Below are 17,594 nucleotides of genomic sequence, written 5' to 3' on the forward strand. Positions count from 1 at the left end.
TGTCTAGGCGATGGCGTGCTGCACGATCTCTGTCTCGGTCCAGACGTACTGGCTCGCGTAGACGTGGTCCAGATCGCCGGTCCAGTACTCGGCCGGGGCCGTGCTCGCCAGGCCCCGGCCCATGGCGAAAGAACCTGTAGCGGACCAAGCACTCCTACTGACCGATGCCGTGGCGAGCGTCCCACCAAAGTCGGGAGTGCCGTTCGCGTAAAGCCGCAGCTGGCCGGAGATGTTGTCGTAGACACCGACCAAACTCACCCAGTCGTCGTCCACCACGTAGTCGGTGGTGCAGGCAACGTCCTCACTCGAAAAGGGAGAGTCACCCCACGCCACCGAGAAACACCAAGCGGGATCGTTTGCGCCATCGGCGTTAAGGTCGCGGTCCTCGCGGTAGCCCAGGCGGAACATCGAGATGTCGGTACCGTCCTGGGAGACCGCCGTACGGACGGCCCCGCCGGTTGCAGACTTGCGAACCCAGGCGGCGACCGTGAAGCCGGCAGGGTTGGCCGTGTCGAGCACGGGCACTCCGATGGTGGCGCTGCCGGTGCCGTCAAGAGTCAGGGCAGCGGCGCCGACATGGCCAGGGCTCGTCCAGGACGCCCCGGAGGCGCTCAGCGTCGCCGGGCGAGTGCCCGGCACCGACGCAGCGGTCGATCCGGAATTCTCGTCCAGCGTCCAGTTCCACGACCCGGTGCTCGGCGTGACCAAGAACTGATAGACGCGCGGGTCCGAGGTAGCGCCGGCGGCGTTACGGGACTTCACCTCGAGCACGTTCACCCCATCCTTGTTGGGCATGATGCTACGAGTCAGGCCACCCTCCTCGACTAGGGACAGATCGTCGAAGTAGACCGGCCGGGACGTAGCCGTCCCGGTGACCGGGTCGACACCGGGCGTCCCGTTGTAGAGGCGGACACCGGCCGCCGTCGCGCCGGCCGGCAGGGTGACCGTGACGCTCAGCTGTTCCCACTTGTCGATCGACGCGGCTCTGGTGGACAGCACCAGTTGTCCACCGTCTTCGTCGGAGTAGCTAAATCCGATGCGGAGGCTGTAGCTGTAATTGGCCAGCTGGCGGGTGGCGGACGGCACGTAGATCCAGCCCGAGAGCGTGTACCGCCTGCCGGCCTGCATACCGGCCTGGAACCCGTTCTCGCTGCTGAAGCCGGCGTAGCTGAGCGAGGGAAAGTTGAGGCCCGGGGCCGGCCGGACAGACAGGGAGTCCGAGCCCGAGTGGCCGAGCGACGTAGTTCTCGAGATGAGAGCAGAGCCGCTCGAGAAGCCGGTCAGGTCGGTGGAGACGTACCGCTGGTTGGTGGTCAGCTTTTGGCTGGCGGTCGCGGTGCCTGCCGGAACCGTGACGGACGGGCCGCCGTTCAGGGTGTAGACGTACTCGCTGATCTCAGTGGCGCCGTTGGCGCCGAAGACGAAGTTGCCCGCCTGGCCCGGCCCGCCGCTCCACGTCCCGGTCGCCTTCTCCGGGTAGGACGTGCTCGAGACGGTGGGCAGCGACGGATCGGTCGTGTCGATGGTGAAGGTGAACCAGCCCGAGTAGCCGCCGCAGACGTACGAGTCACACGCCCTGGCCCGCCAGTTGTACACCCCGTCCGGCAGCCTGGTCCCGGACAGCGGCACGATCCGCCAAGGCCTGGCGGTGCCGGAGCTCACGCCGGTGACCGCTGTGCCGGACTTGGCTTTCAGGGTGGTCTTCGCATTGTCGTAGACCTCGTACTCGGTGCGCAGCGTCCCACCGTCGGGGTCGGACACCTTCGCCGAAATGGTCGGCGTGCCCGAGCGGACGATCGCCGGCGAGCTGCAAGCCGTGTAGCACGAGTCGATGGTCTGGGTGGTCGGCGCGTTGGGGGTGCGGTTGTAGACGAGCGTCACGTACGGCCGCCCGGAGGACGCCTCGGAGGACCGGAACCGCTTCCACCCGTTGTGGTTGCTCTCGCTGTCGGCACGCAGGCCCACCGCCGCGGAGGAGGCGCCGGCGCTGAACGCGGCCTGGAAGGTCTTCTTCACCGACACGGAGACCCAACCGTCGGCGCAGCCGCCGTAGCCCTTCGTCCCGGTCGAGGAGCCGTCCTGCTCGACCCAGCTCGGCTGGCTCGTCCACCGGGTCGCCGTGCTGACCGACGAGGTCCGCCACGACTCCCACGCCGCCGCGGTGCAAGACCACGAGTGGTAGTTCCACAGGAAAAGCTCAGCGGAGACAACGGTGGCGCCGTTGTAGCCGCTCAGGCCGCTGAAACTCAGGAACGAACGGGCGGTGCAGCCGGAACCACAACCCTCACTGGCGTCATCGTTCCAGCCGAGCTTCAGGTCCTCGTCCCCCGACTGGTCCGACGAGTAGGTGTCCTGCACGAAGGCGTCGAACGACGGGTTCAGGTTGATCGACGGGTCGATGGTGATCGGGTACTTCACGGCGGGATCGGCGAGGAGCGCCGGATCCGGGGTGAGCACCAGATCGGCGGCGTCGCCGTCACCCTGGACGGCCACCCCCACCGGCGCCCGCCGCGCGTGCTCGCCCGTCCGGGGCGAGACTGAGGCGTCCCACATCTCCGCCGGCGACACCACAACCTTGGCGCCCGACGCAGCCGCGTAACGCAGCACGCTCCCCGGCGCGGCCGCCGTCCGCGCCAAACCGCCCGTACGCCACGGCATCGCCACCTTCGCCAAGCCGGCGGCCGCCTGCGGCGTCTTCACCGTCAGGAAATACCGGAACCCCGCCGGCAGAACCTCCACGACGAGGTCCACGTCCGGACGCACCTCCGGGTAGGTCGCGCGGTTGCCGGACAGCACCGGCGCAGGCAGCGCCCCACGCCACCCCAGGGCCACCGAGTCGCCGCCCCGTCCGAGTGACACCAGGGAATCCGAGCCGGCGGAACGGGCACCGGCGAGGACGACGCCACGCGCGTGCACCCGCGGCGCCACCGACCCGCCGGGCTTCCGCTCCAGGTTCAGGTCGATCTCACGCCAGGCGCCGCTGTCCTCCTTCACCCGCTCCGGAGCCAGGGACACCTCCGACTTGAACGTGCCATCAGGCTGCGCCCACGTGCGGGACGACTCCGTGGTCCGGCCAGCGACCAGGACGGGCCTGCGGGTGCGGTAGGCCAACGCCGCGGCGGAAGCCTCCTCCGCGGCCTGAGAGGCTGCCACCGCGGACGCGGCACCGGAGACGGGCTTCGAGGTCACCGACGCGCCGACCGCCTGCGACGGCGCCATCGTCACCACCAACAGGGCCGCCAACGCGCCGACCGCCCCACGCCATCTTGCCCGCCTGGCCCGCAAAAGACGCGCAGCGTCAAACCCACCAGTCACGACCGCCCCCGTAACTCATCGAAATGGATGAGCGCACGGTACGAACGTTGATCATCGGTGTCAATGACCACTACAACTTGCTACGACAGAACGGGACTAGAGCCGCACGACGGGCAACCACGTGACCCAGCGTGGCGAAGACTCGAAGACCCCCACCGGCCGGACAGCACCTGACCCAGTCAAGCACAGAGCACTTCTGACTCCATCGGAGCCGCCGAAAGGGTCACCAGCGTGGAAGCACTGGTCAGCGCACTGCTGGTGGGATCGGAGTCTCAGCTCCTGGGACATGCACCGGCGCCTGCGCGGTTGGCCGCAGAGTCAGGCGTCGATTTAGCAGCCTCGCTCCTGACCCACCCAGGTGTCCGACAGATCTATCGACGCAGGTCGATCACAAAGCCACAGCGGAGTGACCACTTCGGTCTTCACTGGGAGGTCAAACAGATCCGGCCGCCGCATCATTGCTGGTCAGCGCCTTAGCCGACGTGATGTCGGTTGACCACTTCTGTCGCGGTGACCACTTCGTCGACGTGCACCCAATCTGCTCCCAGCGCAAGGATCGGCTCTGCTACTGATTCCTTACCGGCCTGACATGCACATACTCCTTCACCAGGTCGAATAGTGCGTCGTCGAAGTTAGCGAGCTGCCGTTGAGCACTGCGTGTGAAGCAGGACGCTGCGCCTGCCCTTGCCGAAAACGTCATCCGCCCTGGTGGGAGCCGGGGTACCGGTTGGTCGGCGCCGGTTACCGGTGCTGGCGCTGCGCGCAGCCGGGTGATCGCTGCGGCATGATGGGCTGCCGTGCTGCTGCGACTGGCATACCTAGCGCGACGAACGCGTTCGCGATGCTGCGCCTGCTGCCGATGAGCAATCGGGACAAGGACGTGGAAATCCTTGCCCTGCGCCATCAGATCACGCTGCTGCAGCGCCATCTGGGCAAGGAGAAGGTGCGCTTCGCCGCGGGCGACCGTGCGTTCCTGGCGGCGCTGCTGCACCGGCTGCCGCGCGACGTGCTGCGCCGAGTGCGGCTGCTCGTGCGCCCCGACACGGTGCTGCGCTGGCACCACGACCTGGTCGCCCGCCGTCACGTGGCCGTCTCCCGACCGAAGCGTCCGGGCCGGCCGCGGACCGTGCGTTCCGTCCGCACCCTGGTACTGCGTCTGGCCCGGGAAAACCCAGCTGGGGCTGCCGACGCCTGCATGGCGAACTGCTGGTGCTGGGCGTACGAGTGGCCGCGTCCACGGTGTGGGAGATCTTGAAGGAGGCCGGCATCGACCCGGCACCCGAACGGGCCTGCAGCACCTGGGCCGACTCCCTGCGCTCCCAAGCCGACGCCCTGCTGGCCTGTGACTTCCTGGAAACGGTCACCCTATCCGGGGCGCGAATGTACGTGTTCGCGGTGATCGAGCACGCCAGCCGCCGAATCCGGATCCTCGGCGCCACCCCGCACCCGACCACCGCATGGGTAGTACAGGCCGCGAGGAACCTTGTCATGGACCTCGAAGACACCGGCTGCCGAGCCCGGTTCACGATCCGCGACCGGGACGGCAAATTCCCCCACTTGTTCGACGCCATCCTCGCCGACGCGGGCATCGACATCGTGCTCAGCGGCATCCAGATGCCGACAATGAACGCGATCATGGAACGGTGGGTCCAGACCTGCCGCCGCGAACTACTGGACCGGACGTTGATCTGGAATCAGCGGCACCTGCTCCACGCCCTACGCGAGTTCGAACAGTTCTACAACGGACACCGCCCACACCAGGGCATCGCGAACGCCCGCCCGCTACGCCCGTTGCCCACACAGATCACCGACCCGGACAAGCTGGCCCGCCTCGACATACGAAGACGCGATCGCCTCGGCGGCATCCTCCACGAGTACCAGCATGCCGCCTGACCTGTGCGGATGGGGTTTTCGGCAAGGACAGCCTTGCAAGACAAAGGCCGTTGTCGGACGGGTGCGGGCCGCTGCTGCTGGTCAGCCAACTGCTCGTGGGATGGGCGTTCCCGCAAATCGGGATCGCCTCGGCGCTCGAATTGAGCCTTCGGCTCGATCGTCGATCGAGCCGAAGGCTCATCCACCCGGTCGCCCTGGCGAGGATCCGGGCGAACGCGCGGTCGAGGACCCGCCCAGAAGCGGCTGTAGATCAACTGCCAGCACCCAGCGGGCGGGGGATGTCACGCCAGGTCGCGCCCGCCCCGAGTTTCTACACGATTCCGTTGAGCAGTCGCCACATGGCCGACCACTCTCCACCGCGCACGGCAGCTACCGCGATAACTATTCGCACTCGATGCCTGACAGTTTGACGCTGCCCAGCAAACTCCTACCACTTGCGGAGGTTACAAAGGTCAACCACCAGCGCCCGCATGAGTCCCCAGACTCGATCAGTACTCGGGCGACCCGAGCTGGCCCCCGTGTAACGACTGGTGTCGCGAACCAGGAGAAGAGCGCTCAGCCAGCCCACGAGGATCGACGTCACGGCGACCGGAAGGAGCACGAGGATGATGGACACACTCGCCTCCTTCGCTCCGGGAATGCGCGCCACCAGCATCAAGACGAGCAGGATAGGAAAACTCAGCACTCCGATCCGAAGTCCAAGGACGGCCGCTCGCCATCTTCCACTCCGAAGAAGCTCTGATTTCGCCATCTGATGGTCCACAGCAAGTCACCCGTCAGTAGTGGAAGAGGTAGAACGCGTCTGAGCATGACATCCCGCCACTAGCCGCGAAAGCGAACGGCGGGACTGGAGTGAACTCGGCGCCGACTCCTCCCGCAACGCCAACCTGGTAGTTGCCTTCGAAGTCGCTTTCTCCGCTGATCGAGCCGATGATGCCCTCACCTGCGGCCACCTGCCCATACGGGTTGCAGCCGCCCTTCTGGCTGATCCGCTGATTGGAGTAGCTGACACCGATCGTGGCATCGGCGCCGGCGCTCGGGCCAGCGCCCAGTTTGAAGCCGCCGCCGAGCCCCATGCCCTTGTCGTCGAATTCCAGGCAGCCCTCGAGCGAGGCGCCGCCGCCGAGTATGGCCCCCACCCCGAGACAGACGTTCACCGTACCGAACGGCTCGTCCTCCTCCGCGGGTGCGGGTGGGGGAAGTTGGCAGGGCTCGTATACGGAGCTGTAGTCGGACACCCACTGACCGCAGTCGTTCCGGTATCCACCGTTACCAGGAAGAGCGCAGTAGGTCGCTGGCGTCGGATACAGACACTGGCGAGGGTCCGCCGGGATTACCGTGAACGGTGCCGAGTTTGTCTCGTGCCAGACATTTCCGGGGGTGCCCTGCCCTGTGTTGCAGTTCACGCACCGCAGCTTGTTCGGGTTCGGACGCGTCAAGTGCCGCGGCTTCGTCAGGTCCCGCGAGCCGGAGCATCGTGGCCAGCACGTAGGGCTCTTGGCCTTGTTGCGACGGTTGCCTTTCTCGTCTCCTACGCGGTAGTCGGGGCAACTGGCGATGGTCAGGCAGTCGGTGTCGATGAGCCCGGTGGGATCGCTGGACGTCGCGGGGTTGTGGTGTGAGTAGGCGTAGCCGTGCCACTGCTGCGGGTCGGTCATGTCCATGACCGGATCGACCGAGATAAAGCTGCCGGTCGAGGGGTCATACTCACGGGCGCCGAGGTGAGTGAGGCCGCTGTTATCCTTGATGCCGCCGACGAAGCCCTTGTCCATGACCGATGGCCAGGTCGTGGGAGGAGCGCCGCGCTCTCCGCCGAAGGGCAGGCTGCGACGTCGTGACACGCTCAGGTCACTGTTGCGGATCGTCGCCTCGGCGGTGCCGTGGTGGTCGGAGACGATCCAGTCGAGCCGCCCGGCGGAATCGCGGACCGCAACCGACGTGCCCGCCTGAGAGTAGTAGCGGGTGCCGGTGGCGGAGGCACTGGTCGGTTTACGCACCTCGGTCCCGCCTGGCAGGTACAGGGTGGCGCCCGCTGGGTCGCGGCGGATCAGCCGGTTGCCGTCGGCGTCGCACACGTAGCTGGTGCCGCCGCTACTGTCCGAGCTGGTGGCCAGCCGGCCCTCGTAGTCCCAGGTGAGGTTCTGCTGGCCGTTGGGCCCGGGCCGGGTCTTGGTGTTGCCGGTCTCGTCGTAGGTGTAGTTCTCGGTCTTCGTGACCGCGCCGGTCGTCTCCACCTTCTGCACCGCGTGCGGCTGCGAGCCGCTGCCCAACCCCTGGTCCAGGTAGGTGTACGTCCGGGTCTTCTGCCCGCCCTCGTAGAAGGTCTCGGTCTTCCGGTTGTCCGTGCCCGGCGTGTAGGTGTACCCGTGCCAGTAGGGAGCGGGACCGCCGAGCTCGGTGGCGTCCGGGGCGGCCGCGCAGTCGTCGGTGTTGGGCGTCCAGGCGTTGGCGAGGCGGCGCAGGTAGTCGTAGGTGTAGCACTCGGTTTCCGCCACACCGTTGGCCGGCGTGTCGGTGATCTTGTCGATGTTCCCGAGGGGGTCCTGACTGTAGGTGAAGTTGAAGATCTCCGGCTTCAGCTCGGGCACGGCGTTGCTGTTGGTCAGCCGGCCCGTGTTCGGGTCGGTGGTGTTGGTAATCCAGGTACGCTTGCCGGTCGCGCCAAGGATCGTCTGCAGCACCTGTCCCAGCTTCGTGTAGCTGGTCTGGTTGACGTAGATCTGCGATGCGGAAAGTTGCCCGTTGGGCAGGCCGACGTCGTTGTAGGTGTAGGTCAGCTTCTCGCCCGCCAGGCCGCCCGCCGCCGGAAGGGTGGTGGTGGCCGTCTGACCGTCGGGACGGTAGGTCGTGTTGTAGTCGTACGAGCAGGGGGTGAGCGTGTTCGAGGCGCAGAGTCCGCCCTCGGTGGCTGGGATGCTGATCCGGGTGTCCTTCGGCCGTCCGGCAGTGTCGTAGGCGACGACCTCGTTGACGTACGCGTTGCTGGAGCCGGCCGGCTCGTACCGCACCGACTTGGTCAGCTTCCCGATGCCGTACTGGAGGGTGTCGTAGGTCCACTCGGCCCGCAGCTTGCCCGTGTCGGTCTCCTCCCTGACAGTCTTCTTCCGCCCCAGGCCGTCGTAGGAGTACACGAGCGTGTTCCGCGCGTCCTTGGCGGTGAGCAACTCCCCCGCCGCGTTGTAGGTGTAGCTGCTGGCGCCCCGGTCCGGGTCCTCCTCGGAGATTTTCCGGCCCCGCTGGTCGTAGGTGTAGCGCCAGGTGTTTCCCACCGGGTCGATGACGCTGGCCTGCTCACCCCGGTCGGTGTAGCCGTAGCGGTATTCGTCGTACGTGCCGGCCGTATCGCTGCCGACATCGGCCCGGTTCTTGTACTGCCGTACGGCGACGGTCCAGCCCCGGGCGTCGGTGATGGTGGTGGTGGCCGTACCACCCAGTGGCGGGGACACGCTCGTGCGCTCCCCGGCGTAGGTCGTCGTGGTGCGCCACTTCTCGTTGAACCTGGTGTCGACCCCGACCTTCAAGATGGCGTCAGTGAGCCGGCCGGCGCCGTCGTAGACGTTCTCCGTCAGAGCCGGGACCGCCGGCGTTCCGACGCTGCCGACGAGATCGGTGTTCGGGGCCGTGTTGGTGGTGTCGTAGTAGGGCTGGGAGGTCCACTCGAGCAGACCCCGCGAGTCGTAGACGGAATCGGTGAGGACCCGGCCACCGCCAGGCGCCTGGGTCTGGGCCTGCCGTTCGCGCAGCAGACCGTCGTAGAGGGTGATGGTGGTGCGGTAGGCCGTCGTGGCCGAGGGCAGCAACGTCTTCGCCGTGATCGCCGCCGACGCGGTGTTGCGGAGGTTGTAGATGAATTCGCGGTCCGGCGTGCTGGGGTAGCTGGCCTTCGCTCGACCCGGCAGCCACACCTGCCGGAGTCGGCCCAGGCCGTCGTACGTGAGGTCGGTGCGCAGGCCGTTAGGATCCTCGACCGTCGTGGGCAGATGCCACGCGGGCGCGTACGTCGTGGTGGTTGCCTGGGACAGCGGGTTGGTGATCTTCACCGAGGTGACCGGGCCTCCGGCTGTCGGTGTGTAGTCGGACTTCGTCAGACGCCCAAGGGCGTCGTAGCTCTCCTTGACCCGGCCGGTGGTGTCGTAGTTGGCGCGGCTGGTGATGACCCAGGTTGGGGTGCTGCCGGTCCAGGAGTCGATTTCCTCGACCTTGGCGACATGGCCGTATACCGGTAGGTAGGTGTTCCAGTCGTTGGTGTCCGTGTCGTAGGTGGTGCGGGTGGCGGAGAGCATGTCGCCGGGCAGGGACGCGGTGGTGGCGCAGTTGACCCCGACCGTTTCGGTTTTCTTGGCCAGGTCGAGCATCCAGGTGGTGGCGTTGCGGGCGTACCAGGTGCGGGTGCACCGATCATCGGTGGCGGTGGACTCGTCGCCCAGGTCGTCGACAGCGGTGGGCAGGTTGTCGCTGTTGTAGGTGGTGACGGTCTTCGTCCACCGGGTCGACCCATCGGCGAGCTTGAGCCGGTTGCGGACCGCCCCGGTCCCGGTCATGTACGACTTCAGGTTGCTGAAGGTGGCGGTCGGTCCCTGCTTGACCGGGGTGGTGATGGTGCCGGTGATCCAGCTGCCGCCGGCGCCGAGGAGGGTGGCTTCCTCGCGCACCATGCCGGCGTAGGGCTCCTCGTCGGCGACCTTCGTGCCCTGCGAGTCGGTGATGTCGACGCTGCGGGTGCCGGATGGCTGCTTGTCGCCGTCCATGCCGCGGTAGTAGAGGTACTCGGTCGCGGACTGCACGCCGGACTCCAGTCCCTTACGCACCCTCACCTTGCCGTACCCGCGGAACTCGCCCCAGGTGCGCCTCTTCGGCTCGGTCAGCTCGGAGTCGTCGTAGTGCCAGGCGGGCTGGTCGAGATAGTCGTAGTTGGTCTGCTCGTGGGTGAACCCGCCAGTGTTGTCGTACACGTCGACCCGGTCCACCCGGTACTTGTGGAACCAGTCGAGAGTGGGCTCCTCACCCTTCGGACCGTAGTACGCCGGGTAGCACCGCTTGGCGTTGTCGTGCACCTCCGGCAGGGTGCTACGGGTGCACTCCGTCGGCGAGTAGGTCACCGACAGCTGAGCGCCGGACTCCGTAGTGATAGTCCGCACCCGGTAGCGGAACAGGTTGGAACGGCCGTCGGCCATCCCGTCGACCCGGTTGGCCAGCGCCTCCTCGCCGGGGTCGAAGACGATTTCCGGGTAGCTCACCTCGGCCCCGCCGGCGGAGGTCACCTTGCCGGTACGGGTGATCCCGGACAGCCACATGGGCTTGCCCTCGTTGGCACCGGACTGTAGGTAGGTGTGGCGCAGGGTCGACCACTCGACCTCGTTGTAGCTGCCCGCCGAGCCGGAATAGACCTGAGTCCGGATCCGCCACAGCCGCTTCGCGGTCCAGAACGTCGGGGCGAGCTGGTCGGTGCAGGGCGCGGCCTTGCAGTACTGATCCCACGGGGTGTCCAGCCAGGAGGCCTTCACCGGGTCCAGACCGGACCAGCAGTTGCTGACGCAGCGGTCGCCCACGTCGAACAGCACCCGGGCAGCGGCGTACGTGCCGGCCGACGCGTCCCGCCGGCTGCCGTACTCGATCTTCGTCAACCAGCCACCACGGTCGTACGTGGTGCGCTTGTCCGGATTCCCCTCCCGCCCGTAGGCGCCCTCCTCCTTCTCGTAGAAGTACGTCATCGTGTTGCCCCGCGGGTCCACGACGTAGTCGAGGTTCCAGCGCCACGCCTGCGTGGTTCGCGACGCCGCGTAGTCCCCCGCGACGTAGCCCGGCTCATCCGGGTGGTTGCCGTAAACCGGCGCGGTCCAGACCGAGTTGGTCGCGGAGCCGGCCGACGCGCCACCGACGCCGTGGTTACGGCCGAAAATGTACTGGGTGCCGTCGGGCTTGGTAAACTTCCAGTACTCGTTGTCGTTGTCGCCGTTGGCGAACGAGGCATCCTTCAGCAGCTCGATCTTCGAGCCGTCGTCGGCCTCGCCCTTCCACAGGTTGCCGGTGGACTTCACCAGCTCCATGGCCTGCCCGTTGAGCGAGATCGTCGCGTTGCCCTCGGGCCGGTACCAGCACTGGTCACCGCTGTTAACAAGCTTGTTGTTCGGGTCGCCACCCCGGATTGCGTCTTTGTCGTCGGCGCACGACTTGAACGTGCGCTCCACGAATCCGGGCCATAGACTCCAGCCATCGCCGATCCAGGACCCCTGGGTGTTCGTGCCGGCGGTCAGGCCGTCCACCGCACCAGAGGAGTAGCCGAGCGCCATCGACGGCTCGGGGCCCCCCATCGCCGGCGGCTTGTTCACCGGGTACGACCAGGAGAAGGCGCCGGTCTGTTGGGAGACCTGCCAGGTGCCCGCTGCGGAGAGGCTGGTCGCGGTGTAGTCGCCGTTGTCGCCGGACGGACTAGCCGTCACCGCGAAGGTCGTCGCCACGCCACTGGCCGAGACCGGCATGGTCGCCGACACCCTGCCGGACCGGGTGTCGTTCCGCCCCGGCAGCGGCTTGCCGTCCGGCAGGGAAACCACCCGCAGCCGCGACCCCCAATCGCCCCCGTAAGCGGCCGCGAAGCCGGTGTAGTCCACCTCGACCCGCACGCTGCCGGCAGCACGGTCGCCGTCAGCCCGGCTCACCTTGCCGACGAGGCCGGCAACGCCCGCCCGCGCGGCGGCTGCCCGGTCTCCGACCTCCACAGTGACCTTCTCGACCGGCGCGGCGGCCGACCGTCGCTCGTCCGACTCGCCCGCCGGGGCGACCCAGATCGGCAGCACGCCGGCCCGTGCCCCGCCGCCGCCCGACCGCGCGGCGGTGAGTGGGATCGCCGAGAGGTCGACCTCGGCCTTGGCAGCGGGCGGCCAGGTGACCCGGCCCGGGCCGCGGGCCTCGCGCCCGGCGGCCGTCCAGGCCGCCCGTGTCTTGTGCTTCAGGGGCGCAACCGCCACCCCGGTGACGTCCTTACCCTTCGGTGCCTTCCAGTTGGGTCGAGCCACGGCCGAGGCTGGGAGTTGGCCCAACGCGCCGACGGCTACGACAGCCGCCACCACGCTGGAGATACGCCGGCTGACCCGGCTGACCGAAGCGAGGAAACGGCCGGAACTCGGGCGTGCGACATCGACGGAACCCACGGTTCTCCTTCGCGGGTAGGAGGGACGGCTGGTAGGCGGAAGAGGTCGTCAGGCGATGGCGTGCTGGACGATCTCGGACTCGGTCCAGACGTACTGGCTGGCGTAGACGTGGTCCAGGTCGCCGGTCCAGTACTCGGCCGGCGCGAAGCCCGTCCAGCCCCGGCCCATCGCGAACGAACCCGTCGCGGACCAGCCGCTGCCGGTGATCGGCGCGGTCGCGAGGGTTCCCCCGAAGTCGGGAGTGCCGTTCACGTAGAGCCGCAGCTGACCGAGTATCTTGTCGTAGACCCCGACCAGGCTCACCCAGTCCTCGTCCACCACGTAGTCGGTGGTGCAGGCCATGTCCGCACTCGTCGACGATTCGTTTTGGGTGGCCGAGAAGCACCAGGCCGGGTCGGGGACGCCATCGGCGTTGAGATCCCGGTCTTCGCGGTAGCCGAGGCGGAACATCGAAACGTACGGCCCGTCCTGCGACACGGCCGTGCGCACCGCGCCACCGGCACCGGACTTACGCACCCAGGCCGCCACCGTGAACCCGGCCGGATTGGCCGTGTCGAGCACGGCCGAGGTCGTGGTCGCGCTACCGGTCCCGTCCAGAGCCAGTGCCGCTGGGCCGACCCGACCCGGAGTCGTCCAGCCAGCCCCGGGGGCGGCACTCAGCGTCGCCGGGCGGGTGCTCGGCACGGACGCGGCGGTGGTCCCGGCGTTCTCGTCCAGCGTCCAGTTCCACGATCCGGTGCTCGGGGTGACGAGGAACTGGTACACCCGCGGATCCGAGGTGGCGCCCGCAGCGTTGCGGGACTGGACCGTGAGCACGTTAACCCCGTCCTGGTTGGGCGTGATGCTCCGGGTGAGACCACCCTCCTCCACCACGGACAGGTCGTCGTAGTAGACCGGCTTGTTACCGCTCGCGCCGGAAATCCGCTCCACGCCGTTGTAGAGGCGGATGCCAGCGGCTGTCGTACCGGCCGGCAGGGTCACCGTGACGGAGAGGTTGGTCCAGGTCATGGCCTGGGTCAGCTTGCTCGACCGCACGTAGTGCACGCCCTCGTCGTCCTCGTAGCGGACGACGATCCGGAGGCTGTTGGTCGACTGGGTCGCCTGCAGAGTGGTGATCGGTGCGTAGATCCAGCCCGAGACGGTGTACCGACGGCCGGCCTTCATGCCCACCTGGAGTTCCGTGTCGGTGCCGAAGCTAGCGTAGCTGTCGGTGGTCCCGAAAGCGTATGGGTGGTCGATCTTCAGCGAGTACGGCCCGGTGTGAGCGTACGTGTACTGCGAGAGGATCGCCATGCTGGACGCGGTGAAGCCCGAGAGGTCCGCGACGGTCTGCTGGCTGCTGCTCAGCTTCTGGGTCGAGGAGAGCGTGCCGGCGGAGACCGTGACGGCGTTGCCGCCGTTGAGGGAGTACACGTACTGGCTGATCTCGGTGGCGCCGTTGGGGCCGAAGACGAAGTTGCCCGCCTGGCCCGGCCCGCCGCTCCACGTCCCGGTCGCCTTCTCCGGGTAGGACGTGCTCGAGACGGTGGGCAGCGACGGATCGGTCGTGTCGATGGTGAAGGTGAACCAGCCCGAGTAGCCGCCGCAGACGTACGAGTCACACGCCCTGGCCCGCCAGTTGTACACCCCGTCCGGCAGCCTGGTCCCGGACAGCGGCACGATCCGCCAAGGCCTGGCGGTGCCGGAGCTCACGCCGGTGACCGCTGTGCCGGACTTGGCTTTCAGGGTGGTCTTCGCATTGTCGTAGACCTCGTACTCGGTGCGCAGCGTCCCACCGTCGGGGTCGGACACCTTCGCCGAAATGGTCGGCGTGCCCGAGCGGACGATCGCCGGCGAGCTGCAAGCCGTGTAGCACGAGTCGATGGTCTGGGTGGTCGGCGCGTTGGGGGTGCGGTTGTAGACGAGCGTCACGTACGGCCGCCCGGAGGACGCCTCGGAGGACCGGAACCGCTTCCACCCGTTGTGGTTGCTCTCGCTGTCGGCACGCAGGCCCACCGCCGCGGAGGAGGCGCCGGCGCTGAACGCGGCCTGGAAGGTCTTCTTCACCGACACGGAGACCCAACCGTCGGCGCAGCCGCCGTAGCCCTTCGTCCCGGTCGAGGAGCCGTCCTGCTCGACCCAGCTCGGCTGGCTCGTCCACCGGGTCGCCGTGCTGACCGACGAGGTCCGCCACGACTCCCACGCCGCCGCGGTGCAAGACCACGAGTGGTAGTTCCACAGGAAAAGCTCAGCGGAGACAACGGTGGCGCCGTTGTAGCCGCTCAGGCCGCTGAAACTCAGGAACGAACGGGCGGTGCAGCCGGAACCACAACCCTCACTGGCGTCATCGTTCCAGCCGAGCTTCAGGTCCTCGTCCCCCGACTGGTCCGACGAGTAGGTGTCCTGCACGAAGGCGTCGAACGACGGGTTCAGGTTGATCGACGGGTCGATGGTGATCGGGTACTTCACGGCGGGATCGGCGAGGAGCGCCGGATCCGGGGTGAGCACCAGATCGGCGGCGTCGCCGTCACCCTGGACGGCCACCCCCACCGGCGCCCGCCGCGCGTGCTCGCCCGTCCGGGGCGAGACTGAGGCGTCCCACATCTCCGCCGGCGACACCACAACCTTGGCGCCCGACGCAGCCGCGTAACGCAGCACGCTCCCCGGCGCGGCCGCCGTCCGCGCCAAACCGCCCGTACGCCACGGCATCGCCACCTTCGCCAAGCCGGCGGCCGCCTGCGGCGTCTTCACCGTCAGGAAATACCGGAACCCCGCCGGCAGAACCTCCACGACGAGGTCCACGTCCGGACGCACCTCCGGGTAGGTCGCGCGGTTGCCGGACAGCACCGGCGCAGGCAGCGCCCCACGCCACCCCAGGGCCACCGAGTCGCCGCCCCGTCCGAGTGACACCAGGGAATCCGAGCCGGCGGAACGGGCACCGGCGAGGACGACGCCACGCGCGTGCACCCGCGGCGCCACCGACCCGCCGGGCTTCCGCTCCAGGTTCAGGTCGATCTCACGCCAGGCGCCGCTGTCCTCCTTCACCCGCTCCGGAGCCAGGGACACCTCCGACTTGAACGTGCCATCAGGCTGCGCCCACGTGCGGGACGACTCCGTGGTCCGGCCAGCGACCAGGACGGGCCTGCGGGTGCGGTAGGCCAACGCCGCGGCGGAAGCCTCCTCCGCGGCCTGAGAGGCTGCCACCGCGGACGCGGCACCGGAGACGGGCTTCGAGGTCACCGACGCGCCGACCGCCTGCGACGGCGCCATCGTCACCACCAACAGGGCCGCCAACGCGCCGACCGCCCCACGCCATCTTGCCCGCCTGGCCCGCAAAAGACGCGCAGCGTCAAACCCACCAGTCACGACCGCCCCCGTAACTCATCGAAATGGATGAGCGCACGGTACGAACGTTGATCATCGGTGTCAATGACCACTACAACTTGCTACGACAGAACGGGACTAGAGCCGCACGACGGGCAACCACGTGACCCAGCGTGGCGAAGACTCGAAGACCCCCACCGGCCGGACAGCACCTGACCCAGTCAAGCACAGAGCACTTCTGACTCCATCGGAGCCGCCGAAAAGGTCAGCGCACAGCATGCCCTGGTCAACGCACAGGGGTGGGAGTTCCAGGAGGTGGGACAGCGGCCAGGGCTGGACGGCGAGGCGCAGCGATAAGCGCCGACCAAGTCGTTCGAACGCTGACCCGCCGAGACGGTTGGCATTGCCGGTTGCGCGGTCGGCCCTCGTAGCGCCCGCGGCTTTGACCACTTTGGTCTTCCCGAAGAGGTCAGCGCGCGGAATGCGCTGGTCACGGCATTGCAGGTGGGATCCGAGACTCAGCTCGCGGGATGCCTTACGACGTCAGCCCGGCATATTCCAGTGCCATACGCCGATACAGCAGCGCCGTTCTAGACGGGAGCCACGGGACTCGATCGACAGTCAGCACCGACCAAGCGGGGAGCAGCCGAGGCTGAGCACTACGACCTTCACTGGGAGGTCAAGCACGCCAGATAGCCACATCGTTGCTGCTCAGCGCCCTGCCCAAGGCGGCCGCCGTTGAGCGCTTCGCTAGCGTGACCACTTCGGAGGTGTGCTCCCAATCTGCTCCCAGCGCAAGGCCCAACCCACATGCCAGGTCGTTACGGGCCCGACCTGCGCAGACTCCCCCATCAGGTGGGATAGAGCGCCGTTGAAGTCCGTTCAGCGCCGTTGAGCACTGCCGTGTGAAGCAGGACGCTGCACCGGCTCTGACCTGCGGAAACGCAAGACCGCAGGTCGGGGCCTATGCCATTGGGCGTCGTTCGGTGCCGTTTAGAGTTCCTAACAGAAGTGATCTATGCCTCTTCCGTCCTTTGTGGATAGTGGTCTACGATGTCTGGCCGTGAGGCGTGGTGAGCAGCCGCCGTGGATCGTGCCGGACGGGTTGTGGCAGCGCATTGAGCCGTTGCTGCCCAAGCCTGTGCTCCGCGATCCCCGGCGTCCGGGACGGAAACGGATCCCGGATCGGCAGGTGTTGTCCGGGATCCTGTTCGTGCTGCACACCGGCATCCAGTGGGAGTTCCTGCCCCAGGAGCTCGGGTTCGGGTCCGGGATGACCTGCTGGCGGCGGCTCGAGGAGTGGAACCGGGCCGGGGTGTGGCAGCAGCTGCACGAACTACTGCTCGCCGAGCTGCAAGCCGCGGGAAAGCTGGACTGGTCCCGGGCGGTCATCGACTCCTCCCACGTCCGTGCGGCCAGACGCGGCCCAAAAGCGGACCGAGCCCGGTCGACCGCGCCCGAGCGGGCTCGAAGCACCACGTCCTGACCGAGGGCGCCGGCATCCCCCTGTGCGCGTCGCTGACCGGCGGCAACCGCAACGACGTCACCCAACTGCTGCCGTTGATCGACAAGGTCCCAACGGTCCGCGGCCGGCGAGGCCGGCCCCGCCGGCGCCCCGACGAACTGTTCGCCGACCGGGCCCACGACCACGACAAGTACCGCAAAGCCGTACGGGCCAAGGGTATGCGCCCGCGGATCGCTCGCCGCGGCACACCACACGGCTCCGGGCTGGGCGTCTACCGGTGGGTGATCGAGCGAACGATCGCCTGATACCACGGCATGAAACGGCTCCGCATCCGGTGGGAACGCCGCGACGACATCCACGAAGCCTTCCTCAGCCTCGCGACCTGCATCATCACCTACCGACACGTCGTACGACTTTGTTAGGACCTCTTAGTGCAGTTCAGCGCCGTTCAGTGCACCCGACTGCTCCCA

Annotated in this window: 5 protein-coding genes and 1 pseudogene; 3 read left to right on the forward strand and 3 right to left on the reverse strand. The window is 67.8% G+C overall.

Features of this window, described 5'->3' with window-relative positions; translation table 11 throughout:
• Positions 1-3 precede the first annotated feature (3 nt).
• Positions 4-2,796 carry a DNRLRE domain-containing protein gene (locus tag EV384_RS26655; RefSeq protein WP_165440082.1) on the reverse strand — a complete coding sequence of 931 codons (2,793 nt, stop codon included), beginning with the start codon at positions 2,794-2,796 and terminating at the stop codon, positions 4-6.
• A gap of 1,360 nt (positions 2,797-4,156) precedes the next feature.
• On the opposite strand from EV384_RS26655, the gene EV384_RS35585 reads away from it, so the two are divergent.
• A complete protein-coding gene (locus EV384_RS35585; protein ID WP_242624305.1) occupies positions 4,157-4,570 on the forward strand; it encodes a hypothetical protein in 414 nt (137 codons plus the stop codon).
• Entirely contained in the window at positions 4,525-5,208 is a 684-nt protein-coding gene (locus tag EV384_RS35590) for an integrase core domain-containing protein (protein ID WP_242624306.1), read from the forward strand. The genes EV384_RS35585 and EV384_RS35590 overlap by 46 nt, the downstream gene beginning before the upstream one ends.
• A gap of 776 nt (positions 5,209-5,984) precedes the next feature.
• On the opposite strand, the gene EV384_RS26665 is transcribed toward EV384_RS35590, so the two are convergent.
• A complete protein-coding gene (locus EV384_RS26665; RefSeq protein WP_130337540.1) occupies positions 5,985-12,173 on the reverse strand; it encodes an RHS repeat domain-containing protein in 6,189 nt (2,062 codons plus the stop codon).
• A gap of 231 nt (positions 12,174-12,404) precedes the next feature.
• On the reverse strand, positions 12,405-15,629 hold the full coding sequence (locus tag EV384_RS26670; protein WP_130337542.1) for a DNRLRE domain-containing protein: 3,225 nt from the start codon (positions 15,627-15,629) through the stop codon (positions 12,405-12,407).
• A gap of 1,120 nt (positions 15,630-16,749) precedes the next feature.
• Here EV384_RS26670 and EV384_RS26675 point away from each other — a divergent pair.
• A pseudogene (locus tag EV384_RS26675) lies at positions 16,750-17,546 on the forward strand (IS5 family transposase).
• The last annotated feature ends 48 nt before the right edge of the window (positions 17,547-17,594 follow it).

Origin of the sequence: Micromonospora kangleipakensis (assembly GCF_004217615.1) — a bacterium.
GTDB classification, from domain to species: Bacteria; Actinomycetota; Actinomycetes; order Mycobacteriales; family Micromonosporaceae; genus Micromonospora; species Micromonospora kangleipakensis.